The organism is Kitasatospora sp. NPDC088134 (genome assembly GCF_044741705.1).
Taxonomy (GTDB): domain Bacteria; phylum Actinomycetota; class Actinomycetes; order Streptomycetales; family Streptomycetaceae; genus Kitasatospora.
This window is the reverse complement of the sequence record NZ_JBIUTD010000014.1, coordinates 96,893-114,424: the sequence shown is the minus strand read 5'-3', so window position 1 is coordinate 114,424 and position 17,532 is coordinate 96,893. Positions and strand designations below refer to the sequence as shown.

General features: G+C 75.3%; 14 protein-coding genes. 8 read left to right on the top strand and 6 right to left on the bottom strand.

The window, feature by feature from the left end; genetic code table 11:
• Nucleotides 1-58: 58 nt before the first annotated feature.
• Nucleotides 59-1,522, bottom strand: coding sequence for an NCS2 family permease (locus tag ACIOHG_RS22285; protein WP_400953257.1), 1,464 nt, complete (start codon nt 1,520-1,522; stop codon nt 59-61).
• 200 nt (nt 1,523-1,722) lie between these two features.
• Here ACIOHG_RS22285 and ACIOHG_RS22280 point away from each other — a divergent pair, with 200 nt between their 5' ends.
• Nucleotides 1,723-2,091 (top strand): DUF2530 domain-containing protein, encoded by a 369-nt coding sequence (locus ACIOHG_RS22280; RefSeq protein WP_400953256.1) that lies wholly within the window; start codon nt 1,723-1,725, stop codon nt 2,089-2,091.
• Between the two features lie 99 nt (nt 2,092-2,190).
• Nucleotides 2,191-4,659 (top strand): HAD-IC family P-type ATPase, encoded by a 2,469-nt coding sequence (locus tag ACIOHG_RS22275; RefSeq protein WP_400953254.1) that lies wholly within the window; start codon nt 2,191-2,193, stop codon nt 4,657-4,659.
• A gap of 223 nt (nt 4,660-4,882) precedes the next feature.
• Here ACIOHG_RS22275 and ACIOHG_RS22270 read toward each other — a convergent pair whose 3' ends face one another.
• Together ACIOHG_RS22270 and ACIOHG_RS22265 are read right to left on the bottom strand one after the other, a co-directional pair.
• The gene (locus tag ACIOHG_RS22270) at nt 4,883-8,176 is read right to left on the bottom strand and encodes a sacsin N-terminal ATP-binding-like domain-containing protein (protein WP_400953253.1); all 3,294 of its coding nucleotides are present in this window, start codon (nt 8,174-8,176) and stop codon (nt 4,883-4,885) included.
• 115 nt (nt 8,177-8,291) lie between these two features.
• The gene (locus ACIOHG_RS22265) at nt 8,292-9,173 is read right to left on the bottom strand and encodes a DUF3027 domain-containing protein (RefSeq protein ID WP_400953251.1); all 882 of its coding nucleotides are present in this window, start codon (nt 9,171-9,173) and stop codon (nt 8,292-8,294) included.
• A 530-nt stretch (nt 9,174-9,703) separates the two neighbouring features.
• Between ACIOHG_RS22265 and ACIOHG_RS22260 the strand changes: the two genes are divergently transcribed.
• The 4 genes from ACIOHG_RS22260 to ACIOHG_RS22245 all read left to right on the top strand — a co-directional run bounded on the left by ACIOHG_RS22260 (nt 9,704) and on the right by ACIOHG_RS22245 (nt 13,204).
• A complete protein-coding gene (locus tag ACIOHG_RS22260) occupies nt 9,704-11,005 on the top strand; it encodes an MFS transporter (RefSeq protein ID WP_400953386.1) in 1,302 nt (433 codons plus the stop codon).
• Nucleotides 11,006-11,114: 109 nt separating this feature from the next.
• Nucleotides 11,115-11,657, top strand: coding sequence for a hypothetical protein (locus tag ACIOHG_RS22255; RefSeq protein ID WP_400953250.1), 543 nt, complete (start codon nt 11,115-11,117; stop codon nt 11,655-11,657).
• A gap of 13 nt (nt 11,658-11,670) precedes the next feature.
• Nucleotides 11,671-12,351, top strand: coding sequence for a futalosine hydrolase (locus ACIOHG_RS22250; protein WP_400953249.1), 681 nt, complete (start codon nt 11,671-11,673; stop codon nt 12,349-12,351).
• 1 nt (nt 12,352) lies between these two features.
• Complete coding sequence (locus ACIOHG_RS22245; protein WP_400953248.1) at nt 12,353-13,204, top strand: 1,4-dihydroxy-6-naphthoate synthase; 852 nt, start codon at nt 12,353-12,355, stop codon at nt 13,202-13,204.
• 7 nt (nt 13,205-13,211) lie between these two features.
• On the opposite strand, the gene ACIOHG_RS22240 is transcribed toward ACIOHG_RS22245, so the two are convergent.
• Nucleotides 13,212-13,595, bottom strand: coding sequence for a cold-shock protein (locus ACIOHG_RS22240; RefSeq protein ID WP_400953247.1), 384 nt, complete (start codon nt 13,593-13,595; stop codon nt 13,212-13,214).
• Between the two features lie 398 nt (nt 13,596-13,993).
• Between ACIOHG_RS22240 and ACIOHG_RS22235 the strand changes: the two genes are divergently transcribed.
• Nucleotides 13,994-14,251, top strand: a complete 258-nt coding sequence (locus ACIOHG_RS22235) for a hypothetical protein (protein ID WP_400953245.1) — start codon at nt 13,994-13,996, stop codon at nt 14,249-14,251.
• Nucleotides 14,252-14,258: 7 nt separating this feature from the next.
• Here the strand turns inward: ACIOHG_RS22235 and ACIOHG_RS22230 are convergent, their stop codons facing one another.
• Nucleotides 14,259-14,867 carry an HAD family hydrolase gene (locus tag ACIOHG_RS22230; RefSeq protein WP_400953244.1) on the bottom strand — a complete coding sequence of 203 codons (609 nt, stop codon included), beginning with the start codon at nt 14,865-14,867 and terminating at the stop codon, nt 14,259-14,261.
• 198 nt (nt 14,868-15,065) lie between these two features.
• On the opposite strand from ACIOHG_RS22230, the gene ACIOHG_RS22225 reads away from it, so the two are divergent.
• On the top strand, nt 15,066-16,067 hold the full coding sequence (locus ACIOHG_RS22225) for an ABC transporter substrate-binding protein (protein ID WP_400953243.1): 1,002 nt from the start codon (nt 15,066-15,068) through the stop codon (nt 16,065-16,067).
• Between the two features lie 408 nt (nt 16,068-16,475).
• Here the strand turns inward: ACIOHG_RS22225 and ACIOHG_RS22220 are convergent, their stop codons facing one another.
• Nucleotides 16,476-17,345: a hypothetical protein gene (locus ACIOHG_RS22220; RefSeq protein WP_400953242.1), complete on the bottom strand. Its 870-nt coding sequence runs from the start codon at nt 17,343-17,345 to the stop codon at nt 16,476-16,478.
• Nucleotides 17,346-17,532 lie beyond the last annotated feature (187 nt).

The window sequence follows — 17,532 nt, the reverse complement described above, 5'->3', positions numbered from 1 at the left end:
CAGGTGGCTCCGCACTCGTCCAGGAGTGCGGAGCCACCGTCGTAGCCGAGCGGCTCGGTCAGAGCAGGCCGAGGGCCGGCATCAGGTAGTAGAAGGCGAAGACCGCGGCGACGCCGTACATGGCGACGGGGACGGTGCGGGCGCGGCCGGCGACGATGCGCAGGACGCAGAAGGCGATGAAGCCGAAGCCGATGCCGTTGGTGATGGAGTAGGTGAACGGCATCATCACGATGGTGAGGAAGGCCGGCATGGCGATGGTGTAGTCGGTCCAGTCGATCTCCTTGACGGAGTTCGCCAGGATCAGGAAGCCGACGGTGACCAGGGCGGGGGTGGCGGCCTGGGCCGGGACCATGGTGGCCAGCGGGGTGAGGAAGAGGGCTAGCAGGAAGAGCGCGCCGGTGACGATCGAGGCGAAGCCGGTGCGGGCACCCTCGCCGACGCCGGCGGTGGACTCGACGAAGCAGGTGTTGGCGGAGGAGGAGGTCGCGCCGCCGGCCGCCGTGGCGATGCCGTCCACCATGAGGATCTTGTTGATGCCGGGGAGGTCGCCCTTGTCGTCGAGCAGGTGGGCCTCGTCGGCGACGCCGAGGATGGTGCCCATCGCGTCGAAGAAGCAGCTCATCAGGACGGTGAAGACGAACAAGCAGCCGGTCAGGACGCCGACCTTGGAGAAGCCGCCGAACAGGCTGAAGTGGCCGACCAGGCCGAAGTCGGGGGTGGCGACGGGGTTGCCGGGCCAGGTGGGGACGGTGAGGCCCCACGCCTCGCCGGAGAGGCCGGCGGCCTGCTGGACGACGACGGCGACGGCGGTCATCACGGCGATCGAGATCAGGATCGCGCCGGGGACCTTGCGGACGACCAGCGCCATCGTGAGCAGCAGGCCGAGGATGAAGATGAGCACCGGCCAGCCGTGCAGGTGGCCGCCGAGGCCGAGCTGGAGCGGGACGGTGGTGTGCGCGGCGTCCGGCATGCGGGTCACGAAGCCGGAGTCGACCAGGCCGGCCAGGCTGATGAAGAGGCCGATGCCGATGGCGATGGCCTTGCGCAGGCCGAGCGGGACGGCGTTCATGACGCGCTCGCGCAGGCCGGTGGCGACCAGCAGCATGATCGCCACACCGGCCAGCACGACCATGCCCATCGCGTCGGGCCAGGTCATCTTGGGCGCGAGCTGGAGCGCGACGATGGTGTTGACGCCGAGGCCGGCCGCCAGGCCGATCGGGACGTTGCCGATGACGCCCATCAGCAGGGTGGTCAGACCGGCGGTCAGCGCGGTCGCGGTGACCAGTTGCCCACTGCTCAGGTGGGCCCCGTTCATGTCCGTGGCCGAGGCCAGGATGATCGGGTTGAGCACCAGGATGTACGCCATCGTGAAGAAGGTGGCGACACCGCCGCGGATCTCCCGGGGCAGGGTGGAGCCCCGCTGGGAGATCTTGAAGAAGCGGTCCAGGGCGCCGGACGGGGGCTGCGACGCGCTCGGGGAGGGCTCGGGCGACGCGGTGGTCGACTGGGCCTGCGAAGACATGGCGGGGGTCCTCGATCGGGAGAAGGAGGGCCGGCGGGAACCGGCCGGAGAACTGAGGGTGGGGGAGTTTCAGTATGGCGATTCCGGTCGTGCACGCGCCATCTTCGCGCGTAGAACAAGGCCCTTACGATCACCCGCGATCAACAGCGGAACCGGCCGCCTCTCCCGGCCCGCCGGAACCGCCCCGTAGGCTAGGCCCCATGCCCAAGACCGCACTGCGCCCCGCTCCCCCGGCGATCGAGGGGAACGACGTCGCCATCGTCGGCACCGGTACGGTGCTGTGGTTCGTCGGCTTCGTGGCGCTGGTGCCGTTCCAGGGATGGCTCTCGGACCACGGCCACGGCAACTGGCCGTGGATCTGCCTGTCCGGCGGTCTGCTCGGACTGATCGGCCTGAAGTACTGCACGGCCCGCCGGGCCGCGATCCGCCGCGCCCGGGCGGCCGCGACGGACGGGACGGACGCGGCGGACGGGACGGACGCGGCGGACGGGACGGACGCGGCGGACGGGACGGACGCGGCGGACGGGACGGACGCGGCGGACGGGGCCGAGGCCGGCGCCGGGAGCTGACGCCCCCTCAGCCCTCCGGGGCCACCCCCGCCACCCGTCCGGCCCGAATAGCACCGAGGTGGGACGCATCGGACAAATCACCCACCTAGAGTCGGTGCCATGACGCACCCCGCGGAAGGCACGGCCCCCCAGCAGCCCGGTACCGACAACGGCCCCGGCGCGCACCCGACCGGCGCGGGCGGCGCGTACCGGCCCGGGCTGAGCGCGGCCGAGGTCGCCGAGCGGGTCGCCCGCGGGCAGGTCAACGACGTGCCGGTGCGCTCCAGCCGCTCGGTGCGGGAGATCGTCCGGGCCAACGTGTTCACCCGGTTCAACGCGATCATCGGCGTGATGTTCGGCATCATCCTGGTGGTCGGCCCGCTCCAGGACGGCCTGTTCGGCCTGGTCATCGTGGCGAACACGGCGATCGGCATCGTCCAGGAGCTGCGCGCCAAGAAGACCCTGGACAGCCTGGCGCTGATCGGCGAGTCCCGCCCGCAGGTGCGCCGGGACGGGGCGGCGACGCAGGTCGCCACCGCGGAGATCGTGCTGGACGACACCGTGCTGCTGGGCACCGGCGACAAGGTGGTGGTGGACGGCGACGTCACCGAGGCGGACGGCCTGGAGATCGACGAGTCGCTGCTGACCGGCGAGCCGGACCCGGTGCTCAAGCACCCGGGCGACCACGTGATGTCGGGTTCCTTCGTGGTGGCGGGCGCGGGCGCGTTCACCGCGACCAAGGTCGGCAAGGAGGCGTACGCGGCCAAGCTGGCCGAGGAGGCCAGCCGGTTCACCCTGGTCAAGTCCGAGCTGCGCTCCGGCATCGACCAGATCCTGCGGTTCATCACCTACCTGCTGATCCCGACCGCGATCGGCCTGATCATCAGTCAGCTGGCGGTGCAGCGCAACGACTGGAAGGAGGCCGTCCGCCGGATGGTGGCCGGCATCGTGCCGATGGTGCCCGAAGGGCTGGTGCTGCTGACCTCGGTGGCGTTCGCGATCGGCGTGGTGCGGCTGGGCCGCAAGCAGTGCCTGGTGCAGGAGCTGCCGGCGATCGAGGGCCTGGCCCGGGTCGACACCGTCTGCCTGGACAAGACCGGCACCCTCACCGAGGGCGGGATGGACCTGATCGACCTGCGCCCGCTCGCCGACCCGGCCGAGGTGCCGCAGGCCGACAAGGCGCTGCTGGCGGAGGCGCTGGGCGCGATCGGGGCCGCCGACGCCCGGCCGAACCCGAGCATGCGGGCGGTGGTCGACGCGTACGGGCCGCCGCCGGAGGGGCGCTGGCGGGTGCTGGAGGCGATCCCGTTCTCCTCGGCCCGCAAGTGGAGCGGGGTGCAGCTGCTGGAGCCCGGCGGCACCGAGGGCAGCTGGCTGCTCGGCGCGCCGGACGTCCTGCTCCCGGCCGGGGACCCGGCGCTGGCCGAGGTGGACGAGCTGGGCGCCAAGGGCCTGCGGGTGCTGCTGCTGGGCCGCAGCCCGCTGCCGCTGGACGACCCCGACCCGGCCGCGCAGCTGCGGCCGCTGGCCCTGCTGGTGCTGCAGCAGCGGCTGCGCGCGGACGCCGCCGACACCCTGCGCTACTTCCGCTCCCAGGACGTCCGGGCCAAGGTGATCTCCGGCGACAGCGCCGTCTCGGTGGGCGCGGTGGCCGCGCACCTGGGCCTGCCGGGCGCCGAGACCGCGACCGACGCCCGGACGCTGCCCACCGATCCGGCCGAACTCGCGGAGGTCGCCGACCGCACCGCCGTGTTCGGCCGGGTGACGCCGCAGCAGAAGCGGGCCCTGGTCGGCGCCCTGCAGTCGAAGGGCCACACGGTGGCGATGACCGGCGACGGCGTCAACGACGTGCTGGCCCTGAAGGACGCGGACATCGGCGTCGCCATGGGCACCGGCTCGGACGCCACCCGGGCGGTGGCGCAGATCGTCCTGCTCGACGACCGGTTCGCCACCCTGCCCTCGGTGGTCGCCGAGGGCCGCCGGGTGATCGGCAACATCGAGCGGGTGGCCGGGCTGTTCCTGGTGAAGACGGTCTACTCGGTGCTGCTGGCCCTGCTGGTGGTGTGCACCCAGGTCCCGTACCCGTTCCTGCCCCGGCACTCGACGGTGCTCTCCTCGCTGACCATCGGCATCCCGGCGTTCTTCCTCGCGCTGGCCCCGAACAACGAGCGGGCCCGCACCGGGTTCGTCCGGCGGGTGCTGCGACTGGCCGTCCCGGGCGGGCTGATCTGCGGGACGGCGACCTTCGTGGCGTACGCGCTGGCCCGGGGCGACGAGGAGACGGCCCTGAAGGCGGACACCTCGGTGGCGACCCTGACGCTGTTCATCACGGCGATCTGGGTGCTGGCGATCGTCGCCCGGCCGTACACCTGGTGGCGCCTGCTGCTCATCGGCACGATGGCCGGGGCGTTCGCGCTGGTCCTGGTGGTGCCCTGGCTGGCGGACTTCTTCCAGCTCCAACTGGTGGGCTGGCGCGATCCGTTGACGGGTGTGGCGATTGCCCTGGTGGCGGGCGGCCTGCTGGAGATCACCTCCCGACTGTTCGTGGAGCGGAAAGAGGACCCGTCAGGGGCCCGGGGAAACTCTTAGGCAGACGGGACGGGAGAAATCAGGGGCCCGGGGAACGGCGGGGCCGAGGGGCTGATCGCCGGAACCCGGCGGGGCGCTACGGGGCTGTCGCAAAAGAACCTTCGGCCCGAAACGGGGTCGGCGCTTCGCGGCCCGTCGGTCACCCGCCTCTCGGCTCCGCCGTTCCCCGGGCCCCTGGAGCTTCGCTCCCGGCGGGCCCGGGAAACGCACAACCTCCGGGTCCCTAAATGCCTTCGTAGTCGCGGGCCGCCAGGAGTTCGTACGCCCGGTCCGGTTCGGTGAGGGCGGCGAGGATCTCGAAGCGGCGGTGCCACTGGTGGACGGACCAGGCGAGGCCGGCGGCGAGGCCCTCGGGGGTGGCGGCGTGCAGCAGGCCGGGGACGGGCGGGACGTCGAACTCGTCGTCCTCGTCGGCGGGGTCGGCGTCCTGGGGGTCGTAGGGGAGTTCGGGGGCGGTCGCGGTGGTGTCCCAGCGCCAGTCGATCCGGGCCTCCTCGCCGTCGGGGCCGACGACCAGGAGGTCCTCGTGCTCCTCGTAGACGGCGGGGCAGCCGGGGAGGAGTTCGCGGACCACGGCGGGCGTGCGGTGCAGGGTGCCCTCGGAGAGGACCCGGCCGCCGGCGACCTCGCTGGCGAGCGAGACGTGCAGGCGTTCGGCGAGCGCGGGGGCGAGCGCGGGGTGGACCGGCAGCACGGCGTGGTCGTGGAGGAGTTCGACCAGGTCGGGGGCGTCGGCGACGACCGCGGTGGTGGCGTCGACGATGACGGTGGTGTCCTCGCGGCGGCCGGTGCCGTCGTCCAGCGGGGCGAGTGCCCGCACCACGTCGAGGGGTTCCACCCGTTCGGCCGGGAGGGCGGCCAACAGGCTGTAGATGCCGTGGAGTTGGCGGTGCGTCACCACGGAGAGCGGGTCGGTGAGCCGGTCGATCAGCTCCTCGGGGCCGTGCGGTTCGGCGAGCAGCGCCTCCAGCGTGGTGCGGACGCCGAGCGCGTGCAGGAACTGCGGGTCGAGGTCGGTGCGGGCCTCGTCGTAGAGGCCGCGGAGCAGCGGGTCGGCCCCGGCGGCCCGCAGGCCGGCCGGCTCGCGGCCGTCCAGGACGGGGTGGTCGCGCAGCCACCAGGCGGTGTACGGCGGGAGGTCGGTGTAGCTGCCGTCGGGGAGCAGGGTGCGCACGGGCAGCACCACGGCGTCCCGGTACGGGGGGCGGGCGAGCAGGGCGAGGGCCTCGGGCCAGGCGTCGTCGGCGACCAGGTCGAGGTCGCGGACGGCGAGCAGTTCGGCGGCGACCGGCGGGACGCCCAGGTCGGCGGCGTCGTCGGCGTGCAGGGCGTCGAGGGCGTCCTCGCACCAGTCGGCGAGGCCGTCGGGGGCCTCGTCGATCAGGCCGGTGGGGCGGCCGCCGGCGGCGCGGTCGGCGGGGGCGGTGGGGTCGAGGCGTTCCAGGTCGTCGGGGTCGAGGACGACGTCCTCGGCGCGGACCAGGGTGAAGCCGGTGAGCGCGCCGACCGCGGCCAGGGTCTCGGGGCCCCAGCGCTCCAGCAGGTCCTCGTCGACGAAGGCGGCCTCGTCCTCGTCCACCAGGTGGGCCAACGGGCTTTCGGGGAGCAGGAGTTCACCGGCGCGGGCGAGTTCGCCCTCGTCGTCGGGGAGGGCCAGGCGGGCCAGCCAGGGGTGTTCGCCGGGGGCGGGGGCGGCGGCCTTCACCAGGGCGAGGACGGCGTCGGCGAGGTCGACGGCGGCGTCGTAGTCGTCCTCGCCGAGTTCGAGGGAGCGGGCGACGGCGGCCCGCACCTCGGGGGTGTCCAGGACGCCGGCGGGGGTGGCGGTGCCGGCGCCGAGCTTGGCCAGCAGGGGGTGCGCGGCCTCGGGGTGGGCCAGCCGCAGGTCGAGCAGGTCGAGGGCCTCGGCGAGGGAGGCGGGGTAGCCCTCGTAGCCGGCCCAGTCGGCGGCGTCGGAGGGCAGCAGGACGCGGCGCGGGCCGGTGACGGTGCGGCCGTCGGCGAGCGGGACGGGCAGCGCGCCCAGGGCCTCCGGGTCGGCGCCGCCGAGGGCCGCGTACAGGCCGCGCCACCAGGCGGGTTCGCGTTCCAGGCCGCCGAGCTGGTCGACGATCTCGGCGAGCGGGACGCGCCGGACGCCGAGGGTGCGCAGTTCGGGGCGGCGCTCCAGGCCGGCCGGGAGCAGGCCGGGGAAGATCGGGGCGAGCGCCTCGACCACGTCCTGGTCGGCGCCCTCCAGCAGCACGGCGTCGCGCGGGCGGAGCGCGGGGGTGCCCTGCTCGGTGCCGGGCGGGTGCGGCAGGAACGGGGTGGCGGGCAGCCGTTCGAGGACGGCGGTGCGCAGCGCGTTGTCGAGGGCGCCCTGCCCGAGCGGGCCGGGGACCAGGTCGAGCGCGTGGACGTCGGCGCCGCGGGCGCGCAGCAGGTCGGCGTAGGCGTCGGCGGCGCGTTCGACCAGGAAGTCGGTGAGCGGGCCGGGGGCGACGTGCCGGCGGGTGGGGTCGAGCGGGAAGGAGGCGATCAGCAGGGCGGGGAGGCCGAGCGGTTCGTCGCTGGGCGTGGGGGCGTGCACGACGGGGGCGGTGGCGGGCCGCCGCGGGTGGCCGTGCTCGTCGACGGGGACGGCCCAGGTGAGCGTCCAGTGCGGGCGGGCGCGCTCCTCGGTGGTGCGGTCGGCGAGGAGTTCGGGCGCAGCGGTGCCGGAGGCGCTGACGGTCTGCCAGACGGTGCGGCGTCCGTCGTCGGTGACGGTGACGGTGGGGAGCTGTTCGGGGCGCGGCGGGTCCTCGGCGCGGGTGAGGGTGCGGACGCCCTCGGCGGTCTCCACCACGATCTCGGCCAGGCCGGGCAGGGTGAGCAGCAGGGCGTCGTCGATCTCGGCGAGCAGCCGGCGGGTGAGGTCCTCGGCGGCGGTGTCGCGCAGCGGGAGGGTGACCACGGTGTCGTAGCCCTCGACGGTGCCGCCCTCGGCCGGGAACGGCAGCCGGAGCACCGGGACGTGGCCCTCGCGGCGGGTCAACTCGTCGTGCAGTTCCGGGATTTCGGCGACCTTGCCGCGGGCCTCGGGGAGCGACCAGCGGACGCCGCCGCGGTGGCCGAGCACGGCGGGCTCGTCGCTGACGGCGAGGACGGCGGCGAAGCCGACGCCGAAGCGGCCGACCACGGGCCGGGCGTCGGCGCGCTTCGCGGAGGCGCGCAGGGTGGAGAGCGATTCGACGGCGGCGGCGTCCAGCGGGGCGCCGGTGTTGGCGGCGGCGAGGACGCCGTCGCGCAGGATCAGCCGGAGCCGGCCGGGGACGCCCGCGCGGGCGGCGGCGTCGGCGGCGTTCTGGGCGAGTTCGACGATCAGGCGGTCGCGGTAGCCGCCGAGGGCGAGCTCCTCCTCGGCGTTGGCGTCCTCCCGGAACCGGGCGGGTGCCGCCGTCCAGGCCGCCAACACGGTGTGCCGCAGCCGGGCGGTGTCGAAGACGTCCGACTCCTCGGGGGACGCCGCACTGCCGATGATCCGAGACTCCACGTGCCGAGCCGCCCTTCGCGTGGTCTGCGTACGAGTCGGCATTCTGCCAGGGGTGTCGGACGCGGCCCGCCCCGCGCGCTCCCCGGGGGAGCTGCGGAGCGTGGCCGGGCGGCGGTCAGGAGTGGCCCAACTCCTCGGTGGGAGCGTCGGGTTCGACCGATCCGGAACCGCGGTCGGGGTGCAGGTGGAAGGGTTCGACGACGGTCTCGTCGAGGATCAGTTCGGCCGGGACCGGCGGGGCGGGGAGGATCGCGGCCTCGGAGTGCGCGCCGCAGCCGTAGCCGAGCGAGACGACCTGGCCGTCGGCGGGGCCGAACTCGTTGCCGCAGACGCCGAACGCCTGCCCGAGCGAGCCGCCGATCGGGACCAGGAAGCCGCAGGTGGAGCAGGAGGCGGGGGCGGACTGCGCCATCGGGGTCTGCGGGCCGTACGCGGTCTCCCAGCGCTCGGCGGCCTGGTGCAGGCCCATCCGGGAGAGCACCCGGGGGCGGCCGAGGCCGAGTTCCTCGGCCACGAAGGCGATCTTGGCGCGGGCGGGCGGCAGTTGGATGCCGGGGTCGACGGCGAGGACCTCCTCCTCGTCGGCCTCGGCCAGCACCGAGTTGGGCGCGGGCTCGTCCTCGCCGGTCCAGCCGGGTTCGAGCCGCAGGTCGTCGGCGCCGGTCGGCAGCAGGTCGCCGGGGCCGAGGTCGCCGGGGCGCAGCCGCTCGCTCCACGGCACCCACTGGGGGGCCAGGACGGCGTCGCCGCCGGGGAGCAGGGCGACCTCGTCCAGGGTGACGTTCTTGGCCCGGGGGGCGCGGGCGACGGTGACCGCCCAGTGCCAGCCGCGGTAGGCGGGGTCGAGGCACTCGAAGGTGTGGGTGACGACCCGTTCGGCGTCCGCACTCGCCTTCACGTGGGGGCCGACGACGGCCTCCCCGACGCTCTCCACCACTGCCTGGCGGGCGAGGTCGACGGCCTCGGCACAGAGCCGGTCAGGGGTACGGCTTCGCATCGCAGCACTCACGGCGTCGGTTCTCTCCCAGTCCTGTCATCCTGCGGTCCCGAGGCAGCCCGGCGGGGCGGGCACGCACCGGATGTCACTGCCACGTCTCGGGAGCGGCGCCCGCTGACACGGGGCCGATCCATTCTGCTAGACCCGGGGCCGCTCGGTGGCCGGGCCGCGCCGCCTCGGTCGGCCGCCCCCTTGCGCAGGCCGGGCACGCGCGTAGTGCAGGCTACCCGCCGGTCGACGGTGGAGCACAGTCCGGGGCGGGCCGCGCGGGCGCGCCGTCGGTTCGGCAATCACTCGTTAGGCTTCCGATTCTCGGGCAGGATGGGGGTGTGGCGGACGAGAACCCGCCGCGGCACGGATCGGGTCCGGGGCAGGCCGAGGGCCGGTCGGAGCCGTCCTCCGTGCCACGGCCGCACCCCGCAGCCCCCGGCGCGCCGGAGGTGGGCGAGGCGCGTCCGACGGCCCCTCAGGAGGGCGCGGGGGCGCCGACCGTGAAGCCGTCCAACCGTCTCGCGCGCGGCGCGTCGGCGATGGGGGTGCGCACCGGGCGGGTGGTGCACGGGACGGGCCGGCGCATCCGGCGGGCGACGTCCGCGGAGGGCGCGGGCGAGTCCGGGCTGGCGAAGCTGATCGAGCTGCACGCGCTGAACTCGTTCGGCGACATGCTGATCACGGTGGCGCTGGCGTCGACCATCTTCTTCTCGGTGCCGACCGGCGAGGCCCGCGGCCGGGTGGCGCTGTACCTGCTGATCACGATGGCGCCGTTCGCGGTGCTGGCCCCGGTGATCGGCCCGCTGCTGGACCGGCTGCCGCACGGCCGGCGGACCGCGATGGCGATGTCGATGCTGGCCCGGGCCGCGCTGGCCTGGGTGATGGCGGGGACGGTGGCCTCGGGCGGCCTGGAGCTGTACCCGGAGGCGCTGGGCGTGCTGGTGGCGTCGAAGGCGTACGGGGTGGTGCGCAGCGTGGTGGTGCCGCGGCTGCTGCCGCCCCAGCTGTCGCTGGTGAAGGCGAACTCGCGGGTGACGCTGGCGGGTCTGCTGACCACGCTGGTCGCGGGCGGGGTGGGCGGGCTGCTGCACCTGCTCGGGCCGGGGTGGCCGCTGCGCGGGGCGTTCGTGGTGTTCGTGATCGGCACCCTGATGGCCTTCCACCTGCCGCACAAGGTGGACTCGGCGAAGGGCGAGCAGCGCGCGGAGCTGCACGCCGAGCCGCACGGGGAGCGGCGCAAGGGCGTGCTGCGGGCGGTCGGCCCCTCGGTGATCATGGCGCTGCGCGGGGTGGCGGCGCTGCGCTGGCTGGTCGGGTTCCTGGTGATGTTCCTGGCGTTCCTGATCCGCAAGGACCCGATCGGCGGGCTGCCGGAGACGCTGGCGCTGGGCGTGGTCGCGGGCGCGGCGGGCCTGGGCAACGCGCTGGGCTCGGTGCTGGGTTCGTGGCTGCGCACCCGGGCCGGCGAGGTGACGGTGACGGCGGTGCTGGCGCTGGCGACGGCGGCGGCGGGCGCGGCGGCGCTCTGGTACGGCGTGGCGACGGTGACGGTGGTGGCCGGGGTGGCGGGCATGTCGGCGTCGCTGGGCAAGCTGGCGCTGGACGCGCTGATCCAGCGGGACGTGCCGGAGGCGGTGCGGACCTCGGCGTTCGCCCGTTCGGAGACGGCGCTGCAGCTGAGCTGGGTGCTGGGCGGCGTGGTGGGCATCTCGCTGCCGCTGAACGCGGTGCTGGGGCTGACGGTGGCGGCGGCGGTGATGGCGGTGATGCTGCTGCTGACGTTCCGTTCGTTGCTGCGGGCGGGGCCGCGCCGGTCGGCGGCCCGTCCCCGGGTGGCCTGACCGGCGGGGCCGCGACGCGCCCGCGTGCGGAGCAACCCGGGGGGCGACTCGGGAGCGACTCGGGGCCCCCGGCGTCGTGTGATCACGGAAGGCGAGTAGCCTCTTGCGCATGAGCCTCAGCACCCGTGCCATCGCCGGTATCGCCGGTGTCGTCGTTGTCGGCGCCGCCTCCCTCGGGACCGGCATCTACCTGGCGAACGACGCCGGCAAGCCCGAGGAGGCCAAGGCCATGCTGGTCGTCGGCACCTCGACGGTCTCGGCGGCCCCCTCCCCGACCTGCTACAACGACGGGAAGCCGCTCGGCGAGGACGTCCTCTCCAAGTGCCTGAAGGAGATCCAGCAGGCCCGCAAGGACAAGAAGCTGACGAAGCTGGACGTCCGGTCCAGCGACCGGATCGGCGTCGGCGTGCCCGAGGACCTGGCCGAGAAGGGCTGGTTCGCGCTGACCAACGGCGGCTCGGAGGGCCAGGCGGCGCTGGCCGGCGGCCCGGCCGAGGCGGTCCTCACCGGGGTGACGTACTCCGGTTCGAAGAGCGCGGCCGGCCTGCTGTCGACCAACGACGTCACCTCGGTGACGGTGGTCGCGCAGGACAAGAAGACCCAGGAGTACTACGCGGTCTGGGCCTTCGACCTGAACAACAAGACCAGCTGAGCCACCCGGTCCGATGACCGCTGAGCTCCCCGACGAGCAGTCCGGCCCCGGCGCCGGACTGCTCGTCGTCGTGGCCGTGCAGGCCGAGGCCGAAGCGGTGCGGCGCGGGCTGGGCCCGGGCGGCGGCGCGACGGTGCTGGCGGCGGGCGTCGGCCCGGCCGCCGCGGCGGCGGGCACGGCGGCGGCGCTGGCCCGGGGCCGGTTCCGGCTGGTGCTGTCGGCGGGCATCGCGGGCGGGTTCGCGCCCGCCGCGCCGGTCGGCTCGCTGGTGGTGGCGGACGCGCTGGTCGCCGCCGACCTGGGCGCCGAGACCCCGGACGGGTTCGCGGACGTCGCCGAGCTGGGCTTCGGCACCGTCCGGCACCCGGTGCCGCCCGCGCTGGTGAAGACCCTGGCGGGAGCCTGCGGCGGGGCGGTCGGCGAGGTGCTGACGGTGTCCACGGTGACGGGATCGGCGGAGCGCGCCGAGGCGCTGAGGGGGCGTCACCCGCGGGCGCTGGCCGAGGCGATGGAGGGTTTCGGGGTCGCCGAGGCGGCCGTCCGGTCCGGGCTCCCGGTGGGTGAGCTGCGGGCCGTGTCCAACGCCGTCGGGCCGCGCGACCGCGCGTCCTGGCGGATCGGCGAGGCGCTGGCGGCCCTGGAGCGGGCCTTCGCCGCGCTGCCGCCGCTGCCACGTCTGCTCCAGGAGGTCTGAGATGGCCGAGCCGCTGTCCGTCGCGTACTCGCCCTGCCCGAACGACACCTTCGTCTTCCACGCCTGGGCGCACGGCCTGGTCCCGGGCGCGGACGCGCCCGAGGTCCGGTTCGCGGACATCGACGTCACCAACGGGCTCGCCGAGCGCGGCGAGCTGGACGTCCTGAAGATCTCCTACGGCCAGCTGCCGTGGGTGCTGGACGAATACGCGCTGCTGCCGTGCGGCGGGGCGCTCGGCCGGGGCTGCGGGCCGCTGGTGCTGACGGCCGGTCCGCTGGAGCCGGCGGCACTGGCCGGGCGGCGGGTCGCGGTGCCGAGCGAGCGCTCGACGGCGTACCTGCTGTTCCGGCTGTGGGCGGCCGAGGCGGTGCCGGGCGGGTTCGGCGAGATCGTGGTGCTGCCGTTCCACGAGATCATGCCGGCCGTCCGGGCGGGCGAGGTGGACGCCGGGCTGGTGATCCACGAGGCCCGGTTCACGTACCGGCAGTACGGGCTGCACTGCCTGGCCGACATGGGCGAGGCGTGGGAGGCGGCCACCGGGCTGCCGATCCCGCTGGGCGCGATCGTGGCCCGGCGCTCGCTGGGCGCCGAGCGGCTGCGCGCCCTCGCCGACACGGTGCGGGCCTCGGTCCGGGCGGCCTGGGCGGACCCGGCGGCCTCCCGGGCGTACGTGCTGGCGCACGCCCAGGAGATGGACCCGGCCGTCGCCGAGCAGCACATCGGGCTGTACGTCAACGAGTTCACCGCCGACCTCGGCGCGGACGGCTACGCGGCGGTGCGCGGCCTGCTCACCCGGGCCGCCGAGCAGGGACTCGTCCCCGCCGTCGACCCGGGCGCGCTGGCCTTCGTCTGAGGCCCGCTCAGACGTCGAACTGGTCGGCGATGGCGCGCAGCACCATGGCGATCTTCTGGCCCTCCGGCTTGCTCGGGTAGCGGCCGCGCTGCAGGCCCGGCAGGACGCTGTCCAGCTTGGTGATCAGGTCCTGGACGATCGGGGCCATGTCGTCGGCGCTCTTGCGCTGGGCGGCGGCCACCGACGGCAGCGCCTCCAGCAGTTGGACGCTCATCGCCTGGTCGCCGCGGTGGCCCGCGGCGATGCCGAACTCGACGCGCTGCCCCGGCCGGAGCGTGGTGACGCCCGCGGGCAGCGCCTTGGTGTGGACGAAGACCTCGCCGCCGTCGTCGCGCGACAGGAAGCCGTAGCCCTTCGTCTCGTTGAACCACTTGACCTGGCCGGTGGGCATCTCGAAAAGTCCTCGATGTCGGGTGCGAGCGACCTCGTCGGGTCGCGGATGGGTGCGGGCCGGCCACGGAGTGCGGACGGCCGGTTTCGCTCAGTGGAGCAATGATCCCTCAGCGTGCGGGTGAACGGCGAAGGGATTCCGGACCGGGGCGCGGCCGGGCCCCGCGACTGACGCGCCTTCCACTGGCCCACACCCCCGATCGCCGACGGGCGGGCTCCGGTGGGCCGATCGGCCGCACGCCCGCGCGATGGCTGCATACCCGGCGCCGCCGAGAGTCGAAACTCTTTGCGCGCACGGAGTTGCGGGCTGTGACGCGCCGCCGGTCAGGAGGGGTGTCCGGACGGCCCCGGCGGTGGTGGGACACTGGGAGGACCGAGCGTGCGAAGGAGCGAGTCGAAGTGAGCCGTCAGCCCAGCGATTCCGGTGACACCCTGGTCCGCGTCGGCGGCGTGGTGTTCGCCCTCGGCGCGCTCGCCACCCTGGTCACCTTCGTGCCGTACGCCTTCGACCTGGCGCGCTTCCCCGCCACCGCGTACTGGCTGTCCATGCTGATGCCGGCCGGCCTGCTGGTGTCGCTGCTCGGCCTGCTGGCCGGCGCCCGCGCCCAGTCCCGCCGGCGGCGGGCCGCCCGGGAGGCCGCGTCCGCCGCCGGCTGACGGGTGCTCAGCCCGCCAGGTGGGCGGTCAGCCAGGCCGGGAACTCGGTGAGGTCGTTCAGCACGGTGTGCGCACCGGCGGCGGTCAGCTCGGCCGGGCCGTACGGGCCGGTGGCCACGCCGACCGCGACCGCCCCGGCGGCCAGCGCGCCCCGGACGTCGCCCAGGTGGTCGCCGACGTAGACGCCCGCACCGTGCTCGCGCAGCGCGTCGCCCTTGGTCTCCGCCCACAGGTCGCCGACCAGCGCGTCCACCTCCAGCCCGATCGCCTCCAGGTGCAGGCGGGCGTTCGGCTCGTACTTGCCGGTGATCACCAGCACCCGGCCGCCGACCGCCCGCACCGCCGCCACCGCGGCCAGCGCGCCCGGCAGTTCGAGGCTGCCGGAGACGGCGTGCTCCCGGTACAGCTCGCGGTAGCGGTCGGCGACCCGCTCCACCTGGTCCGCCGGGAACCAGTGCGCCAGCTCGTGGGTCAGCGGCGGCCCGAGCCGGCTCACCGCGAGGTCGGCGTCGATCCGGGCCCCGGTCTCGGCGGCCAGCACCTGGTAGGTGGCCTTGATGCCGGGCCGGGTGTCGAGGAGCGTCATGTCGAGGTCGAAGCCGACGGTGAGAGCCATGACGGCCAGCCTAGTGCCGCGTCGGGCAACCCCCGCCGTCAAGGAGCGGCTCCCCCAGCCCCCCTCGGGGGAGGGGGAGTCGCGACGGGCGAAGGTTGCCTGACGCGGCACTGGTCAGCGTGGTTCCGGCCGGAAGCGGCGGGTGCGGCCGCACAATACGGACATACTCCCTTGTCCGTCCCCGCCGGAGGCCCCCGGATGCCGCCCCCGCTCCCCCGTCGGACCGTGCTCGCCGGGCTCGGCGCCGCCCTGCTCACCGGCTGCGGCCCGCGCGAACTGCCGCTCCCCCCGTCGGCGGGCGACAGCGCCTCGGCGACGCCCACCCCCAGTCCGAGCCCCAGCCCGCGACCGCCCGTCACGGTCGGCGCGGCGGACGGGCCGGTCACCGTACCCGGCGGGGCGACCCGGGTGGTGGTGCTGGACACCGCCGAACTGGACTCCGCGATGACCCTCGGCATCACCCCCGTCGGCGCCGCGAAGGCCCCGCTCGACGGCACCCTGCCCGGCTACTGGCCCGACTCCCGGCTGGCCACCGTCGCCGTGGTCGGCGACATCGCGGCCCCGCCCGACGCCGCCGCGATCGCCGCCGCCCGACCGCAACTCCTCCTCACCAACCTGACCCGGGACAACACCCACCTGGACGCGCTGCGCGCCCTCGCCCCGACCGTGGCCACCGCCACCACCGGCGCCCCCTGGAAGGAGAACTTCCAGCTGCACGCCGCCGCGCTCGACCGCCGCGAACAGGCCGCCGCCGTCCTCGGCGGCTACGCCCGGCACGTCGACCAGGCCACCCGCACGCTGGCCTCGGCAGGCGCCACCGGCCAGCGGATCAGCCTGGTCCGGTTCGTCGAGGGCTCCCCCGGCCCCCGCCTCTACGCCCGGCAGAACTTCCCCGGCAGCGTCCTCGCCGACCTCGGCCTCCCCCGCCCCGACCCGCAGAACGCCGACCGCTTCGCCGTGGAGGCCGCCCCCGACCAGCTCCCCCTCGCCGACGGCGACCTCCTGCTCTACGCCGGCTACGGCCACCCCGACCGCAACGGCCTCACCACCACCCTCGCCTCCCCCACCTGGCAGTCCCTCACCGCCGTCCGCACCCACCGTGCCTTCCCCGTCGACGACCAACTCTGGTTCCAGGGCATCGGCTACACCGGCGCCCACTTCCTGATCGCCGAACTCCTCCACCTCCTCGGCGCGGCCTGACCCCCCACCACCCCCGCCAACCGCTGCGCGGGGCCGACCGCGACCGATCGAACGGACACCCCGGCCGAAGCTACCTGCCCCCGCGACGCGAACAGGCTCAACGTCAGCAGCCGGAAGGCGGGAGGCGAAGCCGCTGCGCGGGGCCGGACGCGGCAATTGAACGGACACCCCCGACCGAAGCCACCCGCCTGCACGGGGCAACCTGGCACGGCGTCAGCAGCGGGCGGACGGGAGACGAAGCCGCTGCGCGGGGCCGACCGGACAGGCGCCCACCTGTGCGGCGCGACCTGGCGCAGCGTCAGTACCGCAGCGTCGCTGCGCGGGGCCGGGTTCGACGTGTCGCGACTGCGCGTTCGTTGGCCCCGTCCGGCGGCGGTTCGGTGCCGCGGCGTACTTCCTGACTCCCCGTCACTCGCCCTTGCGGCGGCGCAGTGCCACCGCGAGGACGAACAGGGCGGAGAGGACGGCGGCGAGGCGGAGGATGCCCGGGGCGGAGGCCCAGGTGGCGGCGCCCGCGTGGGTGCCCGGGGCCAGGGCGGTGCCCCAACGGCCTTGTTCGCGGCCCCAGTTCCAGATCGTCAGGCCGGTCACGGTGGCCAGCGGGATGCCCAGGACGGCGAACTTCTTCATCAGGTCGGACCAGCCGTGCGAGAGGTACGCCAGGCCCCAGCCGAGCAGCATCACCAGCAGCATGCCGGTCGCCGCCCCGCCGATCAGCAGGACCGCGCCCAGCAGCAGCAGCGGCGCGGGCCGCCGCCCGGCCGCCGGGGGGACCGGCTTCGTCCCGGGGGCCGGCGCGACCTCCGGGGCGGGCTGCGGCCTGCCGAGCAGGGCCTTCAGCGCGCGGCGCCCGAGGCCCGGCCGGGTCGGTGCGGGCGGGGTCTCCGGTGCGGGGGCCGGGTCCGGCTCGGGTTCGGGCTCCGGGGCGGCCTTCGGCGCGGGCTCGTCGACCGGCAGGTCGAAGAACACCTCGCTCCAGCCGGGGTAGACCGAGGTGACGTCGGTGCGGCCGTGGTCCTCCGCGTAGTCGAAGGCCCGGTGCACCTCGGCTGGCGTCGGCCCGTCCGGTCGCGGGGCGGGAGCCGGTCGCGGGGCGGGCGGCTTCGTCATCGGGACCGGTGGCACGGCGGGCGGCGCGCTCGGCCGCGGCGGCACCGGCGGGGCGGCCGGGGACGGCTCCGCCGCCTGCGGGGGCAGGTAGACGCTCTCCCCGCCGTCGGGGGCCGGACCGCTCCCGCCGCCCGTCCCGTCCTCGCGCCACCACGAGCCGCCCGCCATCGCCCGCCCCCGCCCTCACGTCCACGTACCCCGCCGCCTGCCGAGACGGTACCCACCCGCACCCGCCCGAAGCGAGCCCCGTCCGCCCCTCGGCCCGCCCGGCCCGACCCCTCCGCCCCGGCCAACCCGCCGACCCTCGTTCCGGCGACCTCTCGCCCCGTCCCCACCCGGGTCCGGGCTCCGAGCT

What these genes read in the sequence shown, in the direction of transcription:
- ACIOHG_RS22265 (WP_400953251.1), bottom strand. Translation starts at nt 9,173, where the DNA reads ATGCGAAGCCGTACCCCTGACCGGCTCTGTGCCGAGGCCGTCGACCTC.
- ACIOHG_RS22225 (WP_400953243.1), top strand. Translation starts at nt 15,066, where the DNA reads ATGCCGCCCCCGCTCCCCCGTCGGACCGTGCTCGCCGGGCTCGGCGCC.
- ACIOHG_RS22260 (WP_400953386.1), top strand. Translation starts at nt 9,704, where the DNA reads ATGGGGGTGCGCACCGGGCGGGTGGTGCACGGGACGGGCCGGCGCATC.
- ACIOHG_RS22240 (WP_400953247.1), bottom strand. Translation starts at nt 13,595, where the DNA reads ATGCCCACCGGCCAGGTCAAGTGGTTCAACGAGACGAAGGGCTACGGC.
- ACIOHG_RS22255 (WP_400953250.1), top strand. Translation starts at nt 11,115, where the DNA reads ATGAGCCTCAGCACCCGTGCCATCGCCGGTATCGCCGGTGTCGTCGTT.
- ACIOHG_RS22250 (WP_400953249.1), top strand. Translation starts at nt 11,671, where the DNA reads ATGACCGCTGAGCTCCCCGACGAGCAGTCCGGCCCCGGCGCCGGACTG.
- ACIOHG_RS22230 (WP_400953244.1), bottom strand. Translation starts at nt 14,867, where the DNA reads ATGGCTCTCACCGTCGGCTTCGACCTCGACATGACGCTCCTCGACACC.
- ACIOHG_RS22245 (WP_400953248.1), top strand. Translation starts at nt 12,353, where the DNA reads ATGGCCGAGCCGCTGTCCGTCGCGTACTCGCCCTGCCCGAACGACACC.
- ACIOHG_RS22285 (WP_400953257.1), bottom strand. Translation starts at nt 1,522, where the DNA reads ATGTCTTCGCAGGCCCAGTCGACCACCGCGTCGCCCGAGCCCTCCCCG.
- ACIOHG_RS22280 (WP_400953256.1), top strand. Translation starts at nt 1,723, where the DNA reads ATGCCCAAGACCGCACTGCGCCCCGCTCCCCCGGCGATCGAGGGGAAC.
- ACIOHG_RS22275 (WP_400953254.1), top strand. Translation starts at nt 2,191, where the DNA reads ATGACGCACCCCGCGGAAGGCACGGCCCCCCAGCAGCCCGGTACCGAC.
- ACIOHG_RS22220 (WP_400953242.1), bottom strand. Translation starts at nt 17,345, where the DNA reads ATGGCGGGCGGCTCGTGGTGGCGCGAGGACGGGACGGGCGGCGGGAGC.